General features: G+C 48.3%; 15 protein-coding genes and 1 tRNA gene. 6 read left to right on the top strand and 10 right to left on the bottom strand.

What is annotated here, in order from left to right; all coding sequences use genetic code 11:
* Window positions 1-28 precede the first annotated feature (28 nt).
* Complete coding sequence (locus tag NIA71_RS01825) at window positions 29-1,531, bottom strand: hypothetical protein (protein ID WP_332108594.1); 1,503 nt, start codon at window positions 1,529-1,531, stop codon at window positions 29-31.
* A 275-nt stretch (window positions 1,532-1,806) separates the two neighbouring features.
* On the opposite strand from NIA71_RS01825, the gene NIA71_RS01820 reads away from it, so the two are divergent.
* From NIA71_RS01820 to NIA71_RS01810, 3 genes are read left to right on the top strand one after another with little or no spacing between them, the layout of a single operon-like run.
* Window positions 1,807-3,519 (top strand): putative bifunctional diguanylate cyclase/phosphodiesterase, encoded by a 1,713-nt coding sequence (locus tag NIA71_RS01820; protein ID WP_253019569.1) that lies wholly within the window; start codon window positions 1,807-1,809, stop codon window positions 3,517-3,519.
* A complete protein-coding gene (locus NIA71_RS01815; protein WP_253019568.1) occupies window positions 3,419-7,006 on the top strand; it encodes a response regulator in 3,588 nt (1,195 codons plus the stop codon). The genes NIA71_RS01820 and NIA71_RS01815 overlap by 101 nt, the downstream gene beginning before the upstream one ends.
* A gap of 3 nt (window positions 7,007-7,009) precedes the next feature.
* Entirely contained in the window at window positions 7,010-7,276 is a 267-nt protein-coding gene (locus tag NIA71_RS01810; protein ID WP_148394652.1) for an Hpt domain-containing protein, read from the top strand.
* 323 nt (window positions 7,277-7,599) lie between these two features.
* On the opposite strand, the gene NIA71_RS01805 is transcribed toward NIA71_RS01810, so the two are convergent.
* The 7 genes from NIA71_RS01805 to NIA71_RS01775 all read right to left on the bottom strand — a co-directional run bounded on the left by NIA71_RS01805 (window position 7,600) and on the right by NIA71_RS01775 (window position 17,706).
* Window positions 7,600-8,847, bottom strand: a complete 1,248-nt coding sequence (locus tag NIA71_RS01805) for an MFS transporter (RefSeq protein ID WP_253019567.1) — start codon at window positions 8,845-8,847, stop codon at window positions 7,600-7,602.
* A gap of 10 nt (window positions 8,848-8,857) precedes the next feature.
* The gene (locus tag NIA71_RS01800) at window positions 8,858-10,939 is read right to left on the bottom strand and encodes a M28 family peptidase (protein ID WP_253019566.1); all 2,082 of its coding nucleotides are present in this window, start codon (window positions 10,937-10,939) and stop codon (window positions 8,858-8,860) included.
* A 91-nt stretch (window positions 10,940-11,030) separates the two neighbouring features.
* The gene (locus NIA71_RS01795; protein WP_148394646.1) at window positions 11,031-11,465 is read right to left on the bottom strand and encodes a MarR family winged helix-turn-helix transcriptional regulator; all 435 of its coding nucleotides are present in this window, start codon (window positions 11,463-11,465) and stop codon (window positions 11,031-11,033) included.
* A 49-nt stretch (window positions 11,466-11,514) separates the two neighbouring features.
* Entirely contained in the window at window positions 11,515-13,158 is a 1,644-nt protein-coding gene (locus NIA71_RS01790; RefSeq protein WP_253019565.1) for an amidohydrolase, read from the bottom strand.
* Window positions 13,155-14,429 (bottom strand): MFS transporter, encoded by a 1,275-nt coding sequence (locus NIA71_RS01785; protein ID WP_253019564.1) that lies wholly within the window; start codon window positions 14,427-14,429, stop codon window positions 13,155-13,157. The genes NIA71_RS01790 and NIA71_RS01785 overlap by 4 nt, the downstream gene beginning before the upstream one ends.
* A 36-nt stretch (window positions 14,430-14,465) precedes the next feature.
* Complete coding sequence (locus NIA71_RS01780) at window positions 14,466-16,466, bottom strand: FAD-dependent oxidoreductase (protein ID WP_148394641.1); 2,001 nt, start codon at window positions 16,464-16,466, stop codon at window positions 14,466-14,468.
* 703 nt (window positions 16,467-17,169) lie between these two features.
* Window positions 17,170-17,706: a PadR family transcriptional regulator gene (locus tag NIA71_RS01775; RefSeq protein WP_253019563.1), complete on the bottom strand. Its 537-nt coding sequence runs from the start codon at window positions 17,704-17,706 to the stop codon at window positions 17,170-17,172.
* A gap of 138 nt (window positions 17,707-17,844) precedes the next feature.
* Here NIA71_RS01775 and NIA71_RS01770 point away from each other — a divergent pair, with 138 nt between their 5' ends.
* On the top strand, window positions 17,845-19,839 hold the full coding sequence (locus tag NIA71_RS01770) for an FAD-dependent oxidoreductase (protein WP_227755025.1): 1,995 nt from the start codon (window positions 17,845-17,847) through the stop codon (window positions 19,837-19,839).
* 135 nt (window positions 19,840-19,974) lie between these two features.
* Here NIA71_RS01770 and NIA71_RS01765 read toward each other — a convergent pair whose 3' ends face one another.
* Entirely contained in the window at window positions 19,975-20,223 is a 249-nt protein-coding gene (locus tag NIA71_RS01765; protein ID WP_148394635.1) for an IS3 family transposase, read from the bottom strand.
* Between the two features lie 1,258 nt (window positions 20,224-21,481).
* Window positions 21,482-21,569, bottom strand: a tRNA-Ser gene (locus NIA71_RS01760).
* Between the two features lie 247 nt (window positions 21,570-21,816).
* Between NIA71_RS01760 and NIA71_RS01755 the strand changes: the two genes are divergently transcribed.
* Together NIA71_RS01755 and NIA71_RS01750 are read left to right on the top strand one after the other, a co-directional pair.
* Window positions 21,817-22,521 carry a LytR/AlgR family response regulator transcription factor gene (locus NIA71_RS01755; RefSeq protein ID WP_253019562.1) on the top strand — a complete coding sequence of 235 codons (705 nt, stop codon included), beginning with the start codon at window positions 21,817-21,819 and terminating at the stop codon, window positions 22,519-22,521.
* Window positions 22,522-22,524: 3 nt separating this feature from the next.
* Window positions 22,525-23,841 carry a sensor histidine kinase gene (locus NIA71_RS01750; RefSeq protein ID WP_148394629.1) on the top strand — a complete coding sequence of 439 codons (1,317 nt, stop codon included), beginning with the start codon at window positions 22,525-22,527 and terminating at the stop codon, window positions 23,839-23,841.
* Window positions 23,842-23,941: the final 100 nt, after the last annotated feature.

Here is a 23,941-nt window from a genome sequence, read left to right as displayed (position 1 = left end):
GCTGGTATTATCGTCGCGTTTTCATGTGTCACCCCTCCAGCTCCCGGATCAGTTCCCGGAGCCGGGACTTAATCTTCGTTCGGTGAATACCCTTGTATCCCACTTTCTCCGCCAGGCGAAACAGGTACTCCCGGTATAGTGCCACGATCTCAGGCTGGGAGATCTCAAAGACGGTAAAGGGCTCCGAGGCATGCACCAGAAGCGCTCTGTGATTTTCCTTAACCAAAAGGGAGCTCTCCTGTTCAACATTTCCTTCCAGGGGGACGAAGTGATAGTTTTCATGGGTGTCCAAAATATGCAGGATCTTCTTCAAATGCAGGGTATAGGTCTCCGGGGTATAGTAAATAGCCCCGCTCGACCAGCAGGTGGCAGTGATGGGAACCGTACCAGAGCGGACCTGATCGGCGCTGGCCAGGTGAACGATATCAATCAGGTTGTACTGGTCCTGCTCCTGTTCCAACCGCTTCATCTCCTGAAGGTAAAGCTCGCCCAGGCGTTTCTGCTCAGGATCCTCTCTTTTTCCTATGGAATCCGCAACAAGTTCAAAGGGCGCGGTCACTGCGGACAAGGAGATCAGCTTTTGAATGCGGAATCCCTGGGGCGACAGGAATTTCATAAAGCATTGGAACAGCTGTTGGGGCTCCGAGTAGGTATTCAGCATAGGCCGGCACAGGGCAAGGTAGGCCTCAAACTCCGATTCCATCGCGCGGAGCAGCCCGGGATCTGTGGTCTGCATCGTGGCGTAGCTGGTGGGATCGCCCGCCATGGAATGGGACGCGATCGCGATTTGTCCGGGCTCCATGATAATGGTGTGCCGGTAAAGGCGGTCGCGGATATGGGGATAAAAGTAGGCTTTTACCTTGCCGGTCATGTAGAGCGGGATCCAGCGGGCCAGGGATTCCAGAATCTGATCGCCCGAGTAGATCGGCGGTATGATATGGCAGATCTGAAAGCCCTGCCGGATACAGTCCAGCAGCCAGGCCTGCATTTGGGAGGTAAAATCATAATCTTCCATCAGCCAGTCGTCGGTCTCATCGGCAAGAATGCAGATCGTACCCGGTTTCTGCCGGGCCAGCAGGTGTTGGTACATAGACCGCACCGCGGCACGCTTTCCCTCATTTCCAAAATGAATAAAATTCCCTTTACGGCTGATCGTTGCAGCCTCCAAGGTGGAGTTGGACGCAATACCTTTAATGGTCAGCGATTCAAAGCCGCGCATGAAGCGATCCACTCCATCTGCGTCACCGCACAGCCAGCAAAACAGAAATTCTGACAGCTGTTCCTTCTTGTCCATAAGGATCCGTCTGATCCCCGCCATCTCTGACAGAGCTCTTCTCTGGTATTCGCCAGTACAGCGTTCGGCAAGGAAATCCGCCATGCTGCGCAGCGGTTCCAGATTGCGTGGGAGCCCTCTCTTCCCACTGCGGAAACGGCTGATGATGGAGGGGTCTACCTGCGCTGCCTGAGCCAGCTCCCGGTTCGTCGTTTGTGTCAAATTCATGACAAAAATTAGCTTTTCATAGAACTGCAAAGTCTCATCCTCCTTTTTTATACCAGTGTATCGTAAAATGAATAAGTTTGCAACAAAATTCGCATTATGTGTCATTATAAATGACACATAAATGTCATTGTCAATTATGACTAATCCCTTGAATTTTGCCTAAAAAAGAAGTATCCTATAATACGATAGTCTTAAATTGAAAATTATGTCATTGAAAATGACAAATATATGTCATCCGAAATCGGAGCAATATGTATATTATGTATATATATTAGGTAGATAACCTGAAGGATTGAGTGTGAATCATGTTATTAGAGAGAAAAATATTAGTGGTTGAAGACAATGAAATTAACCGGGCGGCGCTTTCCCACGGGGCCACTGACTTTATCACCAAGCCCTACCGCGCCCAGGTCATTTTACACCGGGCAGCCGGTATCATCCGCCTGCGGGAGACCTCCGCCCTCATCCACCAGATCCAGTATGACCGGCTCACCGGGGTGTACAGCAAGGAATATTTCTGCCAGCAGGTCAGGGATATCTTGTTTCGGAACCCGGATGTGAAATATGATATCCTCTGTTCTGACATTGAGGACTTCAAACTGATCAACGACACCTTCGGCATAGCCGCCGGGGACCGCCTACTGCGGCAAGTGGCGGAGCTCTGCGGCCAGCGGCTAGGAGAGCGTGGAATCTGCGGCCGCCTGAACGCAGACCAGTTTGCCTGCCTCCTGGAGCACCGTGAAGACTATGCGGACGAGATGTTCACCCAGTCTGACAGCAGGATCAACAGCGGCTTTGGCGATCAAAATGTGACCATGAAATACGGCATCTACACGGTGGAGGACCGGGAAATCTCCGTAGAACAGATGTGTGACCGGGCGCTGCTGGCGGCGCACAGTATCAAGGGAAAGTATGGCAAACACTTTGCCCTCTACGACGACAAGCTGCGGGGCACGCTGCTGCGCCGGCAGGCCATCACGGACGGCATGGAGACGGCTCTGGCCACGGGGCAGTTCGAGGTCTACCTGCAGCCCAAGTACCAGATCCGGGACGGCCGGCTGGCGGGAGCTGAGGCGCTGGTGCGCTGGAATCATCCGGACTGGGGCCTGCAGTCGCCCGCGGAGTTCATCCCCATCTTTGAACGCAACGGCTTTATCACCAAGCTGGACCAATATGTCTGGGAGCGGGCCTGCGCCCTGATGCAGGCGTGGGATGAGAAAGGTTATCCCAGCGTTAACGTTTCCGTCAACGTCTCCCGGATGGATATTTACAACACAGACCTGGTGGACCTTCTCACGAGGCTCATACAGCGGTACGGCCTCTCTCCTTCCCGTCTGCACCTGGAGATAACGGAAAGCGCGTACACGGATACTTCCCGACAGCTGATCGAAACCTTGGGCGCTCTGCGCAGACTGGGCTTCGTCATCGAGATGGACGATTTTGGCAGCGGCTACTCTTCGCTGAATATGCTCACGGAAATGCCCATCGACGTGCTGAAACTGGATATGAAGTTTATCCAGACGGAGATTACAAAACCTGCCGGCCTGGGCATCCTGCGCTTTATCGTCGATCTGGCCCGTTGGATGAAATTGAGCGTAGTGGCGGAGGGTGTGGAGACTCGAGAACAGCTGGAGAGACTTCAAAACAATGGATGCGACTACGCTCAGGGGTATTATTTTGCCAAACCCATGCCTGTGGAGAATTTTGTTTCGGTCTTGACAGCGCAGGCCCCTTCCGCAGACGTGGAAAGCAGCCGGTCTGTCAGCTCTGTGGACCACATGGGCAGGCTTCTTTTGGTGGCCGACGAGAACGAGGAATACCGTACTCAGGTGCGCAGGACTTTTTCTGACTGCTTCAAGGTACTGGAGGCGACCGGCGCGAGTAAGACCATTGTTGGTCTTGGAAAGGATGAAATCGATGAAAAAAATGATGACTGCCTGGGAGACGTTTCAGGCTTTTTGCAGCGCCTGGTTCGAACGGAGAAACGCCGAGGAGGTCTATCCCTTTTTAGGCGATGAGTTCTGCTTTGTGGGCACCGGGGAGGACGAGTTCGCCCACAGCCCCCAAGAAATGAGGGATTATCTGGCCCGGGACATTCAGGAGATCCCTGAACCCTTCACGGTGGAGCTTACGCTCTTTCAGGAGCAGGAGATCGATGCGGACATCCGCAACCTGTCCGTGGGAATGATCCTCAAGAATACCCAGTATCGCTGGCGGCTGCGGGGATTCTTTACTCTGGTCCGGCGGCAAAAGTCCTGGCGGCTGCGCACCCTGTGGTTTTCCGAACCCAGCAGCAGCCAACGGGGCGAAGAGCACTATCCTAAAACCCTGGTGATGGAAAACATGGCCAAGCAGCGGCAGGACCTGCTTAACGACTCCCTGCCCGGAGGCATGATGGGCGGGTATATAGAAGAGGGCTTCCCCTTCTATTTCGTCAACAATCGAATGTTGGAGCATCTTGGCTATGCGGACGAGGCGGATTTTGTCGCCGACATCAGGGGGCTGGTCACAAACTGCATGCACCCGGACGACCGGGCCATGGTGGACGCCGAGGTAGACAGTCAGATGACCGGGGGCGGCCAATATGTGGTGGAATACCGCATGAAGAAGCAGGACGGCTCCTACATCTGGGTCCATGATATGGGGCGCCAAATCACGGCGGAAAACGGCAAGCCGGCCATTATATCGGTGTGCATTGACATCACCGCACAGAAAATGGCCCAGGCAGAGGTCATGCACCTGTACAATAACGTCCCCGGCGCAGTATTCCGCTGCCAGTATGACGAAGGATTTTCCGTTGTAAGCGCCAACGACGGCCTTTACAAGTTCCTGGGTTATACCAGAGAGGAATTTGCCGCTCTGGGAAACCGGATGTCAAAGGTGGTCCACCCGGAGGATCTGGGTTCTGTGCAGGCTAGGCTGGAGCTGGACCGGGATCGCGGCTGTACAATTCAGGACGAGCACCGGCTGATCTGCAGGGACGGAAGCGTCAAATGGATATCCCTAAAGGCCCAGCGGCTCACAGAGGACGACGGAAATCAATATTTCTATGGCGTCTTTGTGGATATTACAGAGGAAAAGCAGGTACAGGCGCGGGTCAGGGAGCTCTACGAGAAGGAGATGGCCTATTTTGCCCAGACTGCCTCGGCGGAGGGGAGCATTCAAGGGCGGCTCAACATCACCCTAGACTATGTGGAGAGCTACCAGGCCACCACAGGCCTGGCACTCTTCCGGCGGGGGGATTCCTATGGGGCTGCCGTGGAACGGCTGGCTGAATCCGCCGTGGACCCTGAATATGGTCATTACATTCGCACCGTGCTTAACCGGACTTGTGTGTTAAACGATTTTTCCAATGGAAAAGCCGATTACCACTTTGAATTTCTCCGCAAAAAGAAGAACGGCGGCGTCTTTTTATGCAGCACCAGCTTCCGCCTGCATACCAACCCGGAAAGCGGCGATGTCATCGCCTTTTTCTACACCCTTGATGTGACGGAGCAGAGAATGCTGGAACGGATGCTGGAGCGGGTCTCCAGCCTGGATTACGACGTCATTACGGAGATCGATCTGGCAAGCGGCGCCTACCGTCTGGTGGTCTGTGGCAGTGAGTGGAGTCCCACCGTCCCACTGGAAGGGGACTTTCAGGAGGAAATCCGAAAGGTGGCGGCCCACTGTATGGATGAGGCGGAGCAGCAGGAATTTTTGGAGAAGCTGGACCCTGCGTACATGCGGCGGGAGCTTGCCCGGCAAAGCTCCTACACCTTCGTGCTGGAGCTGCGGCAAGACGGCCAAAGACGGGTCAAACGATTCCAAGTTTTCTATATCGGCGAGGAGCTGGGACGGGTGTGCATGACCCGAGCCGATGTGACGAACATCGTCCGGCAGGAACAGCAGCAAAAGGAGGCGCTGGCTGCCGCCCTTGCCGCAGCGGAGCAGGCCAACGCGGCGAAAACGGACTTCCTCTCCCGTATGAGCCATGAGATCCGCACTCCCATGAATGCTATCATCGGAATGAGCGCCATCGCCGCCCAAGCCGTCGGAGACGACGAGCGAGTGGCCGAGTGCATCTCAAAGATTGGCATCTCCTCCCGATTCCTGCTCTCCCTCATCAACGATATTCTGGACATGAGCCGAATCGAGAGCGGAAAAATGCTGCTCAAAAATGAAAAAATCCCCACAGAAGACTTTATAAACGGCCTCAACGCCATTTGCTACAGCCAGGCGGCGGCAAAGGGCATGGAATACGAGTGCATTGTAGATCCCACTCTGGACGATTTTTATATTGGGGACGCCATGAAACTGCAGCAAGTGCTGCTCAATATCCTGTCCAACGCCATTAAATTTACTGGCAAGGGCGGCAAGGTCACCTTCTCGGCTGCGCTGCACAGGAAGAGCAAGAACGGCGCCACGCTGCGCTTTATCGTCAACGATACGGGCGTAGGCATCAGTGACGGCTTTCTCCTTCACCTGTTTGAGCCCTTCTCCCAGGAATCCATCGGTACCACCGCCAAGTACGGCGGTACTGGTCTTGGCCTGTCCATCTCGAAAAACATCATCGATATGATGGGCGGCAAAATCACAGTACGCTCCATAAAAGGCATTGGGTCTGAGTTCACGGTGGATGTGCAGCTGGGCGTCACGGAGGATGAGCTGCCTCGCCACAACAGGAAAAAGGCGCTCCCCAATTTTTCTGCTCTGAAGACTCTGGTGGTGGACGACGACTTGGCGGTATGCGAAAGCTCCATGGCCACGCTCAAGGAGATGGGGATCACCGCCGAATGGGTGGACAGCGGACGTAAGGCCATCGAACGGGTACAGTGGATGTGGGACAAAGGAAAACATTACGATATGATCCTCATTGACTGGAAGATGCCGGATATCGACGGCATCGAGACTGCCCGGCGCATCCGGGCCATCGTGGGGCCCGAGGTCACCATCATTATAATGACGGCCTACGACTGGGCTTCCATCGAGCACGAGGCCACGTTGGCGGGCGTCAATCTGCTGATGAGCAAGCCCATGTTCAAGTCCTCCCTGATCTCCGCCTTCTCCAAGGCACTGGGCGAAAAAGAGGAAATCAGTGCAGGGAATAAGCCTGCGGTCTTTGATTTTACCGGGTGCCGGATTCTTTTGGTCGAAGATAACGCCATCAACACCGAAGTGGCTGTGGCCCTGCTTGAGAGCAAAGGCATTACCGTGGATACTGCGGAAAACGGACTGCGGGCAATTGAGCTGTTCAGCAAAACTGAGGCGGGCTTTTATGACGCCATTTTGATGGACATCCGGATGCCGCAGATGGATGGGCTGACGACAGCCAATAATATCCGCCACATGAGCAATGCCGACGCTAAAACCATCCCCATTATCGCCATGACCGCCAACGCGTTTGACGACGACATGGAAAAGAGCAAGGCGGCCGGTATGAACGCGCATTTGACCAAACCCATTGAGCCGGTGCGGCTGTATCAGGTCCTCTACGATTTTATTTTGGGCAAGGAGGAGGAATAGAAAATGGCAGTTCTGAAAGAAATCTTTAAGAAATACGGTGCGGACTATGAAACCACAATGTCCCGATTTATGGGCAATGAACAGATGTATTTACGAATACTCGCCATGCTGCCACGGGATGAGAATCTACATAAACTGGACCATGCATTACAGGCCGGCGACTACCAAGCCGCTTTTGACGCGGCCCATACATTAAAGGGTATGGCCGGCAACCTCGGTCTGAGAAGTTCTTTATTTTCCTTCTTCCGAAGCTTCTTTTATCTGCTTTAACCTTTCCATGAAAATGAGCAATTGGGACAGCCCTGCCGAGAGTGGTGTCGAAAATTGTCGAATAAGAGAATTGGTTCAACAATGTATTATTTTTTGCTTGTTGTTGAGACTTTTCCAGTGCCTACAGGCTACAATTCCTGACAAAGGCTTTAATATAAGAGGTGTTTTCCATTTGGACAGCCTACAAGCCTGTGTTTTAACTCAACAAATGAGTTGTTTTCCTCAATTGTTGAACCAAACTCTTAATCTTCGTCTTGTGGCGCCACAGACAAGTTATTCCATTCGTTCCTGAAAAAAAACTCCCTGCCTGGATTCCCGCGGGGTCAGATTGCATGTTTTCTCAGCGACTTTGCAAAAGCTGCGAAGATTACCACATTGAGCAGACACAGCACGCTCAGAATAATCCATGCCGGGTAATAGCTCCCGGTGGAATCATAGATCAGGCTAATAATAACCTGCAGCATCCCGCCCAAACCGGAAGCTGTACTGAACATTCCCATTATGGAGCCAAAATTAGATTTCCCATACATAATCGGCAGGATCAAAGGCATAGACAGCGTTGCCACCGGGATTCCAATTCCGTATAAAATAACAAATAACACAATCATTGCCATCGAGTCGATCATTCCATTAATCCAAAAACCAGTAATACATAACGTAACGACAATCATTTCAAATATGGTAACCCTGCGTACGCCATACTTGTCATACAATGCGCCGGAAATGACTTTTCCAAGAATCAACGCAGCGGAACTGATCGAAATCACTGCTGCCGCAACAGACGACGGCATTCCATAATCGGTCATAAAAGGAATACCATGATTCAGTAAGGCCATACTGGACAAGGTTAGAATTGTGTACCCGATATATACGGCCCAGGTCTGAGGTTGTTTTAAGGCGTCTGACAGGGTAAAATCATCCTCTCTGATTTGCTTTGCAGGATTCTCTTCCGATGTGAATGTTTTAGTACCATTTGTATATTTTAATTCTTCCGGACTTTTTACAACAATGAACCCGATCAAGGGGATAAGTACCACCAGCATAAAAGCTCCTGCTGTAAAATAAGAGGCTCTCCATCCGTAACTGTTAATTATGAACGTATACAGCGGATTTAAAACCATTGCCCCGGCGCCGCTGCCCACAAATGCAATCCCCAAGGCAAAGCCTTCTTTTTTTTCATCAAACCAGTTTTTTATAAGGATTGAAATGGGAATGTTGCATGTAAAGGCAACCGATACTCCCATAAGTATGCCAGCCAGATAAAAGTATGTAATGGAAGGAGCAACCGAAAAGATAAACATACATACGGCGCTTGCTGTTGTTCCAGCCATCATCAAACGTTTCATATTATACGTTTCCAGCATCTTTCCTGCCAGCATAGAGGAAAGCATCATGGCAAAAGCTTGTATGGTAATGGTAAGTGTAAAGGAAGTTCTGGGGATTCCCAAATCCTCGGATACAGGCTTTACATACACCCCCATGCAGCTTATACAGGTCGCGAATATGAACATCAGGATCAAAAATGACACTGCTACGATGGCCCATCCTCTGGCGTTTTTTCTAATATCCAAAATTTCACCTCTATCTAATATCATCCAGCAGCTTTGCTGCTTTCTTCATATCTTCTGCTGTTTTATCCAATCTAAGGGCGAGTTCTTTTGTAAGAAACTGATAATGCTCGATCATCGCTGCTTTGATTTTTTTGTAATCCGGCGATTGTGAATCTCTCACCTCGATATATTCTTCATAGATATCCGGCATAGGCGAGAGTTTGCCGTAATACCCCCAGGTTCCTTCCATGGGTTTGTAAAGCTCAAACATCCTTCTGCACGTTTCAAGACTGAACCAGTTGATAAACTTTGTAAGCGGCACCCATCCAAAGAGATCCAGATTGACTTTATCGAGGGCAGCCAAAACGGTTTCCTTCTCCGGCCTGTCTTTGTCAAGTTCCTCAATTGCCATTTTGAGAGCTGCGGCATCTGATTGGGTCTGCATATAGGGATAGATGGTATTTTGTCCCACGCTCGATGCGATGCAGCTGCTCAGAACATGCTTGTTATACTGAATCAACTTGTGGTTTGCTTCTGTTATGTTTGCCATATCCCCTTTAGCGGTATTGAATTTTTCAACAGAAGCGGTCCATGCTGTTAAAGCCTGATCGACTTTCTCCACAAGCAAAGGCTCCACATCGATTTTTTCAAATTCCTCTTTCGACATGCCCATTTGAACTTCCTTTTCCAGTGAGGAAGTCGCCGGGTCGCTGTACCAGGCATCAAAATCTGCAACTCTTCTTTCCAGACTGAAATCAATCAGCCCCTCATCAAAGGCAGTTATGAGATCGAAGCTGGCGTTGGCGATCTGACCCATGGCTTTATAATCAAGATTTTCTACGCAGTCGTAATTCGTATGGTATCGGCCCAGATAATCCTCCCGCATAGAAGTCACAGAAAGGCAAGGGATTCCATGCGCGCAAAAGGTCCACTCATCTGCAATCGAAATGAGCATTTCCAGAGTTTGAACAGCAGCAGGGTAATGTTCACCCTTCATTCCTTCCGCACATTTTTCTACAAGTGTCATTACTTCAGGCACTCCTCGGAACATAGTCACTGCGCCTTTTTCCGGCATCACCTCATAATTGAGGACGATTACCGTTTCGTCCCTCCACTCCGGATGGGCTATCATGGCTTCAACTGCACCATGCTGCCAATCGTACACAGTATTGATCTTGCCGTATTCTTCTGAAGACGTAAACAGGAGCCTGATCGTAGCCTCCGGTTCATATCCGGACATTATCATTGCCTTGGCGATTGTCATTACAGTTGCTGCTGCTCCGGTATCATCTGCCGCACTTTTTAAATGTGCATCCTGGTGAGCAGCCAGAAGAATGACTTTATCACTTCTTTTCCCAGGAATTTCTGCAATGACATTGTATCCGATACCGCCTTCTTTTGCTAACGTCACCTGTACTTTACTTTCCAAAGCAATGCTCGTTTCCGGCGAATCTTTCAGCTGGTCTTTGAGCCAGGCACCATCCTGCCGGCTGATAAATACCGCAGGAATATCTTCAAAATTATTTTCCCCGTCCGCTCCGATTAACATATCCGGTGCATAAGTTAAATATGTCCCTTCCTTGTTTTCCGGACATGTGGTATAGATTGCGGCCACGGCGCCGCGCACAGTGGCCTCTGCAGATTGCCAGCCGACCCACACAGTATCAAAACTGCCATCCAGCACCACGATTTTGTCTTTGAAAAAATCAGGTTCTTTGCTGATCGCCTCATAATCATCTTTAAATCCTCTGCCTACATAAACAGCCTGCGCCCTGATCTCTCCAGCCGTTCCCTGAAAACCTGCAAACTGGGATGCTGTCAGAAGCCGTTTTGGTATCCTTTTTCCATCTGAGCCGGGGGATCCGTCGATCCGGATCCTGGCTCCTTTTAATTCAAATGCATCTACCGGAATCTCTTCCAGCTTGATATTCTTCAGCCCTGCCTCTTTCAATTCGTCTGCAATGAACTTTGATGTTTTATGTTCTGCCTCCGTGCCTCCCAGTCTGAATCCGATGGGGGACGATGTATAACTGAGCAGGGTTTCCACGATGCTCCTGCCATAACCCTGACAGCACAGCATTCTGCTTGTTTCATAAAAAGCATTTTTATCCATTTTATGTTCCTTTCAGTTGATATATCAACTATAAATTCAAAATATAACCGCCGTTTAACGTTCCTGACGGCGATGGACTTTTAGGTCCTGTTTAATTCCAGGTCATTAAAGCCTTTTCCAGCCTGGCGAGCAGTGTCATGATTTCTTTCAGTTCTCCTTTGCTGAAGGTTTCGTTCACATACCCCTCCAGTTTTTCAATTTCCACAAGACTCTGCTCATATAGTTCTCTGCCTTTTTTGGTGATATAGATCAGATATTCCCTTCGGTCTGCAGGCGAATCCCGCCTTTCCAGCAGCCCCTGCTTTTCCAGGATATCCAGGATCCGCGTGATCGCTGCCTTCTCTTTAAAACAGGACTCAGCAAGCATTTTTTGATTCATATTTTCTTCTGAGTTGTAAATCCGCCCAAGCACGATCCATTGATCGGTGGTGATGCCGAATTTCCTTACTGCATCCTGTGTCTGCATTTTCAGCAGTTTATTGATCCTGTATATGATTGCGTTTAATTCTGTTCTATTTCGCTGCATAACAAACCTCTTTTAAATTGATATTGTTGTTATATCAATTATAACATAGTCATCTGATTTTATATACTGTTTTACCGGACAAACAGGTTTCCATAACTTTAATTCTTGATATCTTCATAGGCTCCACTTCAAAAGGGTCGTCGCTCAGGACTATGTAGTCAGCCAATTTTCCGGCTTCCAGGCTTCCGATCTCTTTTTCCCTGAACAATTGATATGCGCCGTTGATCGTATAGGCTTCCACCATATCTTTTACAGTCAGCCGCTCTTCTTTGCTCAAAAGATAAGCTGTATCATCCGGATCCGCGACTCCCATGTTCCAGGCGTTCCTCGTGATTCCCATCTGGATCCCCAGGAGCGGATCATTGTCCGGCGATACCGGATAATCTCCTGAAGCTGTAATAACCGCACCGTTTTCTTTCAGGCTCCTGAGCGGGTACATGTTCTCTGACCGATGCCGGCCAAGGGCAGGTACTTCGATATTTTCATAAAATCCGGGTTCTTTGTAATGCCAGAACGTTTGTACCGCGGCAATGATACCAGCGGCACCGAACTTGTGGAAATCGCTTACATCAACAAGCTGCAAATGGGTGAGAACATGGCGCAGATCGGCATTGCCTGCAGCTTTCCGGGCCTCAATAATCGCATCCAAGGTCATCTGAACTGCCGCATCTCCAATCACATGCGCATGTATTTGAAACCCGTTCTTTATGGCTTCCTCAAAGGATTCTGTCAGTTCACTGTATTTCCACACGGGAGTTCCGGTAAAGCCCTCTCTGTTACAGTACGCATGTTTCAGATATGCCGTATTGCCTTCTATAACGCCATCGATCATATATTTTGCCGTTGAGATTTTCAGTTCACTTGCGCTTGTTTTTTCTCTCTCTTTAATAAGCTGTTCCATCCGTGATTTGCGCTCTTTCGGCCGGATCAAGATACTGCCGTTGATATGGATACCCAGTTTGTCCTTTGGATATTGGAGGATCTCTATGGGCAGCCCCTTGGCAAAAGGCGCCGCGGCCATGATCCCCGTGTAGCCCCATGCCAGCATTTTCTTTTGGAAATCCAATAAAGCTTCTGTTATTTCCTCCTTAGAAAACACATGCTTCGGAATATCGATATCCCAAGTGTCGGTCAGAAGCCCGGTGGGACAGCCTGCTGCGTCTTTATGAATACGCCCCGGACCTTCATACACAAAGTCTTTTTTCAGAAGACCGATCGTTTCCATTGCTTTTGTATTGAGCAGCATCGAGTGCATATCACCGGATTGCAGGATTATCATCTTATCTTCAGCCAGGTCATCGATCCATTTTGCACAGAGAGGATTCCCCTCTTCATCCTGGATGCTCATATCAAACCCGGTTCCATAAAGGGTATCCTGCTTTGGATGTTCTTTCAGGAAGCTGCCAATGCGTTCCCTCAGTTCTTCCCTGCTCTTTAAAGAAAAAAGATCCGCTTCCAACAATTCTGTCAGAGACATGCCTGGAACGTGGACATGGGAATCGATCAACCCGGGCAGCACCGTCTTTCCCTGCAGATCGATGATTTCCACATCCTCTGTTACTGGCGCTTGCAATTCGCCTACAAGCTCGATTCTTCCGTCTGCGCGGATCAGCATATTCTTTTGCGGCTTCTTGTTCCAAGAATCTCCTTTTACCGTATATATCCTTCCATTTGTAAGCAGTTTTTTTCTCATTTTTCCGCACCAACCCTGACAGCTTCTTCCTTCCTGCTTTCTTTTTTAAGCAGCATCGTGATCAAGAAGAAGGTCACTGCACCTGCAAGGCAAAGGATTGCGCCGTAAGTAAAGGTCATGACAGACGTGCATCTTGTCGTTACCTGAGTTCCGATCAACGCAGCTCCTGCCCCTGCAAATACCAGGATGCCGTAAGTAAATCCAAAATTCCTTTCGCCAAATACCTGCATGGATGTATCGGGGATCAATGTGAGGATGGCACCCGCGCCAAGTCCCAGGATAATGATGATAATCAGGAATAAGGCGTATTTATCAACCCCAACCGCCACAAGGATCAGCGCCGCTGCTGCGCAGACAATGCACAAAAGCATAAAAGATTTGACCGGTCCAAACCACTTATCTGACATAAAACCGACAACGATGCCGCCAACACCGCAGGAAATCTGCCAGGCAGAGAAGAAAAGCGCTCCTGCGGTCGTCCCTACTCCTACCGCGTTCTGCGCCACCAGCGACAAGTTTGCGGAAAGGCCATTGCAAAATGCAGTGCCTACGACAACGCCTATAATCAGCAGCCAGAAAGAAGGTTTCCTAAGGATCTGTACGACTGTATAATCAGGCCGATCGATATATTTGGATTTTTCCTCTTCATCCAGTTTCTTTTCCATATTGGCCGGAACATAGCCTTCCGGAGCTTCTACGATCAGGAATCCGCAAATGAATACGATTGCTCCATAGATGATTCCCTGAAGCGCGATCCCGTGCATCAGATCCATGGTTCTGGTCAGCCACTCGATAAAGGGAGCCAGCAGGGCGGTGCCCAGAGAAGTGGCGCCAATAAAGAGCCCGGTGGCAAAAGCGCTTTTGTCTGGGAAAAGAGCTCCTACGTTTGCCAGCTGGGATACATAGACCACGTACATACACAGACATGCGATGCTGTCTGTGATCACAAACATGATCGCCGAGGTGGAAAAGGCGCTGAGGATCACTGCGGCGCCGAAAGCGATGCCTCCGACTTTGAGCGCGAATTTGCTTCCGTATTTTGCATTGAGTTTGCCGCCGATCAAGGACCCCGGAAGCCCCACTACCATCATAACGGTCCAGACAAGGATGACCACGCTTGGGTCCCAGCCCAGCTTTTCATTCATCGGGCCTATGTAAATCGTCAGATTGTATACATAAGCCGTTACCGATCCCACCTGCATCTGGAGAACAAGAACGATCCAGCGTCTTTTATCGATGCTGCTGACTGTCATTTGGTTACTGTGTTTCATTACAAAACCTCCTTCATACAAGAAATACATTTCCTTTTATATCTTCAATGCGATTTGATAAGCATCCTTGATTGCATCCATTAAACTGCCAGCTTTTACCGCATCTCCAACCGTATATACTTCTTTCACTTCAGATCTGTCAAAAAACGTTTCTTTCGGCAGATACCCGGTTGCCATGACCACGTGATCTGCCGGAATCTTCATGATTTTATGCTCTTGTTCGATTTCGATTTCTCCATTGAGAATTCTGCGCAGCCGGGTCGATGTAAGAACTTCGATATCATGCCGCTTCATCAGATCCCGGAGCATTGAGGAGTTTGCCATACTGAGGAATTTTCCCTGTAGAATATCCTCGGCCATTTCGATGATTCTCACACATCCTCCGTTAAGGGCCAGCTGGTAGGCCGCCTCACATCCTGACAGGCCTCCTCCAACTACCACGGTTTTCCCATCTAAGCAGCATCCTTTCAGCAGCAGCTCCTTGACTTCTATAACATGACTGCTGTCTGCCCCTTGGATTGGCACTTGCCTTGGAAAAGCTCCACAGGCATTGATCAGAACGTCCGGATTTACTTCCCGGATCAGTGCCTCATTGACACAGGTGTTTATCACGACTGGGATCTGGTTTTCCTCCATTTGATGTTTATACCAATCGATCAGCTTTTTATCAGCTTCTTTAAACGCCGGCGCTGCGGCAGCGGTAAAGGCGCCGCCCAATCGACCGCTCTTCTCATAAATCACCACCTCATGTCCCCGCTTTTTGGCAACTCTTGCCGCCTCCATGCCGCTGATACCTCCTCCTACTATCATGACGTTTCGTTTCTTTTCTGCAGGAATCAGCTCATATTCCTTTTCTCTCATGGTAGCAGGTCTTAATGCGCAGGAAACGCCTTCACCGGCGAGCAATGATCCCAAACATCCGTTATGGCATGCGATGCATGGTCTGATATTTTCAAAGTCTTCCTTTCGTATTTTCTCCACGTATTCCGGTTCGGCAAGAAATTGTCTTGCGATTCCAACCGCATCGATCTTATCGTTTTCAATCGCCTTTGCCGACAGATCCGGATCCTCCATTCTGCCTGCGCATATGACTGGTATCCGGACAAAGTTTTTTATGTATTCTGCCTCGGGCAGATTGCATGCTTTGTGCATATATACCGGTGGGTGCGCCCAGTACCAGGAATCGTAGGATCCGTTATCCGCATCGAGCGCATCCGCACCTGCTTTTTCCAAAAGCCTTGCTACTGCCGGACTTTCTTCCAGGTTCCTGCCGAACTCCACGTAATCCTCGCCAGGAAGTGCTCCCGAATTAAAGCCTTTCATTTTGCTTACTGCGCCATACCTTACCATGATCGGGAAATCCGCTCCGCATTCCCTCTTGATGCCTTTTATAATCTCCGTTGCAAACCGCAGTCTGTTTTCAAGGCTTCCGCCATATTCATCCTTTCGATGATTGGTATTTGCAATGGCAAATTGATCGAGTAAGTATCCTTCGTGAACCGCATGTATTTCTACACCGTCGATTCCGGCGGACTTTGCCAAGGCAGCAGTCTCGATCATAGCAGCGATGATCTTTTCGATCTCTTCTTTGTTCATTTCTCTGTGGATGCGCTGTCTATTCCAAACATTGGGAAGCTGCGAGGGTGCAAATTGCACTTTATTAACATCTGCTCCTGCAAATTTCTGGCCCACTTCCAGGTTGGCAACCCTGCCAAGCCCCGCTCCAATCTGCATAAAAAATTTTGCTCCGGCATCATGTATTTGCTCCATCAGAGTTTTTATGGGTCCCTCAAATACGTCAACAGCATCATTCACCCAGTAATCACGTCCAAACATGTCATATACCACAGAGCAGCCTGAAATGATCAGGCCGACCCCGCCTCTTGCCCGTTCTATGTAATATTCGGTGACACTGCTGTTGAACTTTCCTTTGTTGATGAGTGCGGTCCCCGTCATTGCGGTCATGACTATTCTATTTTTAAGCTGAAGCTTTCCGATTTTAAAAGGAGTAAAAAGTATTTTATGTTCTCGTTTCATTGGTATCCCTCTCTGTTGTTTGATTTTTCTAAATATTATTATATCTATTTTAATTGATATGTCAACTATTAATTTGTTAACTTTTTTTGGATTGCTCTATTTATTTGATTATCTTAAATAGTGAGTATACTCGAACCGGTGCAGGAATTAAGTTTATTCCGAAAAACATATGCCGTCTTTAATTCGCAAAAGCATGTGCTGCCGGACGCACACCAATAGGGCTGCTGCATGAAGCAAATCGCTTTTCATGCAGCAGCCCTATTTCTTAGATCACACGAATTTTAGTCAATATGAAAACAGGATATCTTTTTGATCAATTGGGACAGCACTGTTGCATCATAATCACCTACCCCTTGATCAGCCAGTACTTTTAAGTTCTTTGGTGCAAACAGCCGCCATCTCTTTTGAAGCACAAAATCATTCTGTCTTTTGATAGAGTTTTCCGCAGTGATAGACTTCCAGAGCAGCCAGCAGCTTATCCGGTACAAGAGAGTATAACCAGCGGCTTACGTTCATCACTGTTTTTCCATTTTACCAAATCTGAAAACGCATTACGTTGCACATTTTTCCTAGAATTTATCCGCCAAAAAACACATTTTTTCAAACCCTATATTATAACGCTGTCCACTACGGTGCGAAACAATTAGCTCAACAATTAAGTTGTTTCCCCAATTGTTGAGTCAAACGATACATTGCCCTACAACTACACAAGCAGATACCCTTGGACTTTTTCCAGCCATGCGATATAAGTCTCTTCCCGCATGACCGCACCTTCCAATAGGATATAATCTCCAAAGCGGTCCGTCCCCGCTTTGGGAACCTTTACATATTCGCTTAATCGCTGCGAAAGAAATTCCAGCTTCAGGCGGCGCTGCCGGAGCTGGCTTTCTACCAGCTGGCACAGGTCCTGCGTATCCATTTGGTCACCAAAGTAGGCCCGCAGCCGAAACTTGTCCTTGGGCGTAGGCTCTAATAGTTCGTCTTTTATGAGCCAGGTGTGCAGTTCTTTGCGGCCGCGCTCGCTGATGGAATACATTTTCTTTTCCAGCACGTCTCCGGCCACCACCACATGAAAGGTAACCAGGCCTTCTTCTGTCAGGCGTTTCAACTCCGGATAAATCTGGCTGTGCTTTGCATTCCAAAAATTCGCCAACTCGGCATTGAAAATTTTCGCTATATCGTATCCGGTCATATCTTCACGGCTCAGCAGGCCTAAAATCGCATATTTTAATGTACGCATCCAATCTCCTCCTAGAATTTGTTCCATTTTAACATAAGAGTTTCCCCATCTGCAATCTTTTTTGTCAAAGCAAACATGTAAATATTGACACGTTTAAAATTATATGTTATCCTGCAACCAGAAAGAGAGGATTCTAAAATGAGCAGATATCGAACGCTTTTTACACCTGTAAAAATAGGAAAGTTAGAAATCAAAAATCGTTTTGCCATGGCTCCCATGGGGCCCCTGGGCCTTGCCGATGCCGAAGGCGGCTTTAACCAACGGGGGATTGACTACTACACAGAGCGGGCCAAAGGTGGCACCGGGTTGATCATTACCGGCGTCAGCTTTGTTGACAATGTGGTAGAGGAACACGGTATGCCCAATGTCCCATGCTCGACCCATAACCCAGTCCACTTCACCAGGACCTCTCGGGAAATGACCGAGCGCATCCACGCTTACGGGGCAAACGTTTTTTTGCAGATGTCCGGTGGTTTTGGACGCGTGACGATTCCCACAAACCTTGGCGATTTTCCGCCGGTAGCACCTTCGCCGATCCAACACCGTTGGCTGGATCGTACTTGCCGTGAGCTGACGGCAGAAGAAATCAAAACCATAGTAGAACAGTTTGGAAAAGGCGCTTACAATGCCAAGCGTGCAGGCTTTGACGGCGTGCAGATCCATGCAGTCCATGAAGGATATCTCATCGACCAGTTTGCCATCGCCTTGTTTAACCAAAGAACCGATCAGTACGGCGGCAGCCTGGAAAACCGGCTCCGCTTTGCGAAGGAGATCGTCGAAGAAATCAAGAGAACCTGCGGCGAAAATTTCCCTGTGACTTTGCGCTATTCACCCAAGAGCTTTATTAAAGATTTGCGGGAAGGAGCCCTGCCGGGAGAGGAATTTGAGGAAAAAGGCCGGGACCTGGAAGAAGGCGTGGCAGCGGCAAAACTGCTGGTAGATTACGGTTACGATGCGCTTGATACAGATGTAGGTTCCTATGATTCCTGGTGGTGGAGCCATCCCCCTATGTACCAGGAAAAGGGGCTCTACCGGCCTTATGCTAAATTGATGAAAGAGACGGTAGCGGTGCCGATCATCTGCGCCGGCAGGATGGATGACCCGGAAATGGCTCTGGCCGCTGTCACTGAAGGCACTTGTGATCTGGTCAGCTTGGGAAGGCCGCTGCTTGCCGACCCAGAATACGTCAATAAGCTTCGTGCTGGAAAGGTGGATGAAATACGACCCTGCATTTCCTGTCAAGAAGGCTGCATGGGCAGGATCCAGGAGTACTCGGCCCTTAATTGTGCGGTGAATCCGCAAGCTTGCCGCGAGCGTTACGCTGCGTATAATCCAATTACGAAGAAGAAAAAAGTTGTGATCATCGGCGGCGGCGTTGCTGGCTGCGAGGCAGCCCGCGTCTTGGCTATTCGGGGCCATGAGCCAGTACTATACGAAGCGGCCGGGCGGCTAGGCGGTAACCTTCTTCCCGGCGGAGCACCGGATTTCAAGGAGGATGACCTTGCCCTGGCCGATTGGTTCGCCAAGCAAATGGAGCTTCATAATGTTACGGTACATTTAAACACCAAGGCAACTTCTGAGGTAATAGCCGCTGAAAAGGCCGAGGCTGTGATTCTGGCCACCGGGTCGACTCCGAAGCGGTTTCGCCTTGGCGATGAGGAGAACGTTTATACAGCATCAGAAGTGCTGATGAAAGAAAAAGCTTGCGGGGATACAGTGGTGATCATCGGCGGCGGCCTTGTTGGATGCGAAACGGCTCTTTGGCTTGCCAAGGAAGGAAAAAAAGTGACCATCGTAGAAACGCTGGATAAAGTACTGGCGGTCAATGGGCCCCTCTGCCATGCAAACAGTGAAATGCTGGAGCGGTTAATCCCGTTCCATGGCATTGAAGTGCTCACAGGCGCTGCAGCAAAGTCCTATGAGGCGGGAAAGCTTACCGTGGAAACCGCCCAGGGCAGCAAGGTTCTCCCTTGCGATAGTGTCATCCTTGCCGTTGGCTATGAATCCAACAGGCAGCTCTATGAAGAGATCCAGTATGATTATGCGGACCTGCATCTGTTAGGGGATGCGCGCAACGTTTCCAATATTATGTATGCCATATGGGATGCCTTTGAAGTGGCTAATAACTTGTAGAATATAATCTTAATTGCTACATAGGATAAAAAAAGGAGGGGCTGTCGCATTCGTTTGAAGCGCCCCCCTGTCAAGTAGACAGATGGAAAAAAAAGTTTTCTATCTCCAGCCGTAGTTGTTCGGCTGGAGATATTTTTATGCAGCTATTGTTTGCAGGTAGTGCCTGTATTCTAAAGGCGTCATGCAGTTGAGTCGTTTTTGATATCGTGAGCCATTATAGTAATCTATGTACTCGGTTACTGCCTGTTTTAGTTCTTCATAGGTATGAAACGTTTTTAAGTAATACATTTCAGATTTTAGCATCCCCCAGAAGCCTTCCATTGGACCATTATCAATGCAGCAAGACACTCTGGACATACTCTGGGTTATACCGGCATTATCCAACTTTTTCTTAAATGATTTTGAGGTATACTGGTATCCACGATCACTGTGAAAAATCAGTTTCCCGGTTCAGCTTTCTTGTCATTTGACGATAACCTAAAATCCCACTTTTTTCCTCATAAGCTTCTTTTATCAGTGGCAGAAGCTGCCCGTTAAAGACCAAAGTTTTTGTTCTGGTAATAGTTCTTTTACTTTTTCAGACATAAAATATGCTCCCTCCTAAGTGACAAGTTTTTGTTATTTCACTTGTCTACCTAGAAGGGAGCATAGCAGTGAAAACGAATGCGATATGCCCTTTTTTCGATCCATTTTGTGAACTGTCGGAAATACGAAACATTCGGAGAGGCGTTGCTCCGCCATTCTGGTTCCGAAGGAGTGGGCCCTTCTGACCCGGATTCATAAAAGGTGAAACGTAAAATGATCGCTTGAGCTTGTTTTGCTCTAAGTTCGCGATGATTTTTCATCGTGGGAAAAGCTGCCAGACACAGATCACGATGTGTTATACGTTATTCTCCATTGAGTGCGGCATAGCCTCAAAGTTGAATATCGTGAAATTTTTTCGTCGTGGCAAACAAATTATAAGATGCGAGCCGCGTCGAGCATCTTTCACTGTTCTATACCTTGCGGCAACGCCGTATTCAATGGTTAGAATAGTATAACTTGCGAGCCGCGTCGAGCATCTTTCACTATTCTATACCTTGCGGCAACGCCGCATTCCGATGGTTAGAATAGTATAACTTGCGAGTCGCGTCGAGCATCTTTCACTATTCTATACCTTGCGACAACGCCGTATTCAATGGTAAAAATACTATAAATACATATCCTCTAAAGATATCAGCTTAACCTCTCCTGCATCCGCTTTTTCAATCAATGCATCGGTAAATCCACCTTTGGAGAACATATAGAAATGATATTTATTTCCAAGTCCGAATACTTCTGCATAATCCTGAAGCAGCTGCAATTCATCTATGTTAATTTTTTCATTTTTGTTATAAAAATGTAATATGCGCTCGATGAACAGTAATGGGTTATTCTGCAACAGTATGACAATAATGTGTATTTCATAAATTGTATCATAGGCGAGAGAATTGCATTCCCTGCTTAGCTTCAGATAGTTCTTGCAGACTTTTTGGACCGCTCCCTATTCGGCAGCCCGCCGGGCTGCCTCACTTTACGCTCGCACCCTTTCGGGTTCGAATCCCTTCTGTTTGATATTTCTCCACCAATAAAAAATATCCTCGCAAAACGAGGATATTTTTATTGGCGGAGAGTCAGGGATTCGAACCCTGGGTCCGGTTAAGGACACAGCATTTCGAGTGCTGCACGATCGACCACTCTGACAACTCTCCAAAAAATTTGAAATTGCATGTCGCATTAGAAAATCGACTCTTATAGTATAGCGGATTTGGCTGCTTGACGCAAGTACTTTATGACTGCGTTGTTGTTAACTTTATGACTGCGTCCGGGTCGTTAAATGTATCCGGCAGCTTATTTTGCTTTTGTAAACAAATCATTAATGATATAATTCAGGTGAGATATAATACGCCCCTTCTTGTCAAAGGCCGGGGAATCAAGTTAGCTTGGGATGGTGTCAGGATGAAAATAGGGATTTGCGATGATGAATATCGCACACGGCAGCAAATGTACAAAGAAATTGAAAATTATTACAAGCGCCTGGATGTCAGCGCTCTTACTTTCGCGTCCGGACAGGAACTGCTGAATGCTGTCGATAATGATCCGGCAGGATATCTATGTGTATTCCTGGATATCGAAATGGATGAGATGGATGGGCTTGAAGCAGCCAGGCAATTAAAAAAAAGCCATGCCCATATTCCGGTTATCCTGTTAACAAGCCATACGGAATACGCCATGAGCGGCTATGAAGTAGAGGCATTCCGTTTCTTATCCAAGCCACTGCAGCGGGAGAAGCTGGAAGAGGCACTGAAGGCGGTGGAGAAAACCAAGATTTATCAGAAAAAAATAAAGATTATCTCTGACGGAGGTGAGATATATCTGCCTTATCGGGATATTTATTATATCAAAAGCGAAAACGTATACCTGCAGGTTGTTTTAAAAGACAGAAGTTATCTCATACGGGGAAAACTCAAGGAACAGCTGCAGCAGCTTCCCCAAGTGCTGTTTTCCCAAGTACACAGAAGCTATATCGTGAACCTTCTCCATGTCCGGTCTTATGACGGAAAACAGATTCTGCTTCGGGGAGGAACCAGGATACCGGTTAGCAACAGCCGGTCTAGGGAATTTAAAGAAAACATGATGCATTATCTAAGGGAGCAAAGATAGGGAATGTGGACAGAAGTGATCTATAATTTTTATGCGGGAATTGAGACAATGCTCTGGCTTTGGCTGATCCTGCACTATATTTATCTGGAGCCGGAGCTCAAAAGCAAAAAATACCGGATTGGTTTTATTGGATGTTTCCTTGCAACCCTGCTGGTTTCCCTGTGCATCAGTGCCGTTCCTGAGGATACCTATATCCTGATCCCTTTTTTATATCTTTGCCTCTATGTGTTTCTCGCTCGGCGGACCAAACGGATACGCGGCATGTTTGTGGTGGTCCCTGTGGCAGGAATGGTTTTTGCCCTGGCCTCTCTCGTATCCAGCATTTCTTACATGGTCACACAAAAGGAATTGGACATTTCATTTCCAGCCGCAATCGCTGTCGACGCTATTTTCTGGCTTGCCCTCCTGATCTTCTGGTGGAAAGGAAAACAGTGGCGGATAAAATTTAAAAGGGAAATCCAATTTCGCAGCCTCAAACGCTGGGAAAGAATCCTTTTGAATGTGACCGGGACTTTTCTGTTTGTCATGTCTGTTTTGCTCATTTGCGCAGAAGACATTCTTGACGCCGGATTAGAGATACGGTTTTTTCTTAACATAGGGAGCTTAAGCGCAGTGCTTATGGAAGTAGTCATTATTGCAATGGTCGTCCAGGGAAACAAAAAAGACTACTACTATCATGTGTCCGAACTAAATGCACGTTATCTGAAGGCTGAGCTGGCACATTTTCAGGCATATCGCCAGACGCAGCAGGAGGTAAGGAGAATCCGGCATGATATGAAAAGCCACCTTGCAGTGTTAAACGATTTGGCAGAGAAGGAACAATATGAAAATATGAAGGATTATCTGGCGGAGCTGGGCAATCTGGTACGTCAGACAGAGTCAGAGATTCATACTGGCAATGACATTGCAGATGCGATTTTAAATGAGAAAAATCAGCAGGCTGCCGGAAATGGGATCGCCTTGCTGGTTGAAGGACGGTTCCGGCAAGGCGGCTGGAATCCGGTGGATATCTGCACCATCTTATGTAATGCTGTGGATAATGCAATTGAGTCCCTCCAGACATCCCAATTGAACGATAAATGGATCAAAGTGACGATCCTCCACCAAGGCAATATGCATCTGCTCACATTTGAAAATCCCGTAGAGGCCGGATGCCGCATAGAAGCTGCGGGGGCCACACGAAAGCCCGATGAAGTCAACCATGGTTTTGGCCTGCTCAACATACAATCTGCGATCGAAAAATATATGGGCAGTATGGAGCGCAAGATCGAAACCCAGGATGGTTTATCCGTATATTCTCTTAAAATCATTTTGTTCTGAGTCGATTCGCAACAAATTCAGAGTCTTTCACAACAAAAAACACCCTACTGTGCAGGCCTGTTTTATAGTTAACGTATAAAAAGGAGGATGGTGAAGAAAG

Source organism: Ihubacter massiliensis (genome assembly GCF_024125305.1).
Lineage (GTDB): Bacteria > Bacillota > Clostridia > Peptostreptococcales > Anaerovoracaceae > Hominibacterium > Hominibacterium faecale.
This window is presented reverse-complemented; position numbering and strand designations above follow the sequence as displayed.

What these genes read in the sequence shown, in the direction of transcription:
- NIA71_RS01820 (WP_253019569.1), top strand. Translation starts at nt 1,807, where the DNA reads ATGTTATTAGAGAGAAAAATATTAGTGGTTGAAGACAATGAAATTAAC.
- NIA71_RS01815 (WP_253019568.1), top strand. Translation starts at nt 3,419, where the DNA reads ATGAAAAAAATGATGACTGCCTGGGAGACGTTTCAGGCTTTTTGCAGC.
- NIA71_RS01810 (WP_148394652.1), top strand. Translation starts at nt 7,010, where the DNA reads ATGGCAGTTCTGAAAGAAATCTTTAAGAAATACGGTGCGGACTATGAA.
- NIA71_RS01800 (WP_253019566.1), bottom strand. Translation starts at nt 10,939, where the DNA reads ATGGATAAAAATGCTTTTTATGAAACAAGCAGAATGCTGTGCTGTCAG.
- NIA71_RS01795 (WP_148394646.1), bottom strand. Translation starts at nt 11,465, where the DNA reads ATGCAGCGAAATAGAACAGAATTAAACGCAATCATATACAGGATCAAT.
- NIA71_RS01790 (WP_253019565.1), bottom strand. Translation starts at nt 13,158, where the DNA reads ATGAGAAAAAAACTGCTTACAAATGGAAGGATATATACGGTAAAAGGA.
- NIA71_RS01785 (WP_253019564.1), bottom strand. Translation starts at nt 14,429, where the DNA reads ATGAAACACAGTAACCAAATGACAGTCAGCAGCATCGATAAAAGACGC.
- NIA71_RS01780 (WP_148394641.1), bottom strand. Translation starts at nt 16,466, where the DNA reads ATGAAACGAGAACATAAAATACTTTTTACTCCTTTTAAAATCGGAAAG.
- NIA71_RS01775 (WP_253019563.1), bottom strand. Translation starts at nt 17,706, where the DNA reads ATGCGTACATTAAAATATGCGATTTTAGGCCTGCTGAGCCGTGAAGAT.
- NIA71_RS01770 (WP_227755025.1), top strand. Translation starts at nt 17,845, where the DNA reads ATGAGCAGATATCGAACGCTTTTTACACCTGTAAAAATAGGAAAGTTA.
- NIA71_RS01755 (WP_253019562.1), top strand. Translation starts at nt 21,817, where the DNA reads ATGAAAATAGGGATTTGCGATGATGAATATCGCACACGGCAGCAAATG.
- NIA71_RS01750 (WP_148394629.1), top strand. Translation starts at nt 22,525, where the DNA reads ATGTGGACAGAAGTGATCTATAATTTTTATGCGGGAATTGAGACAATG.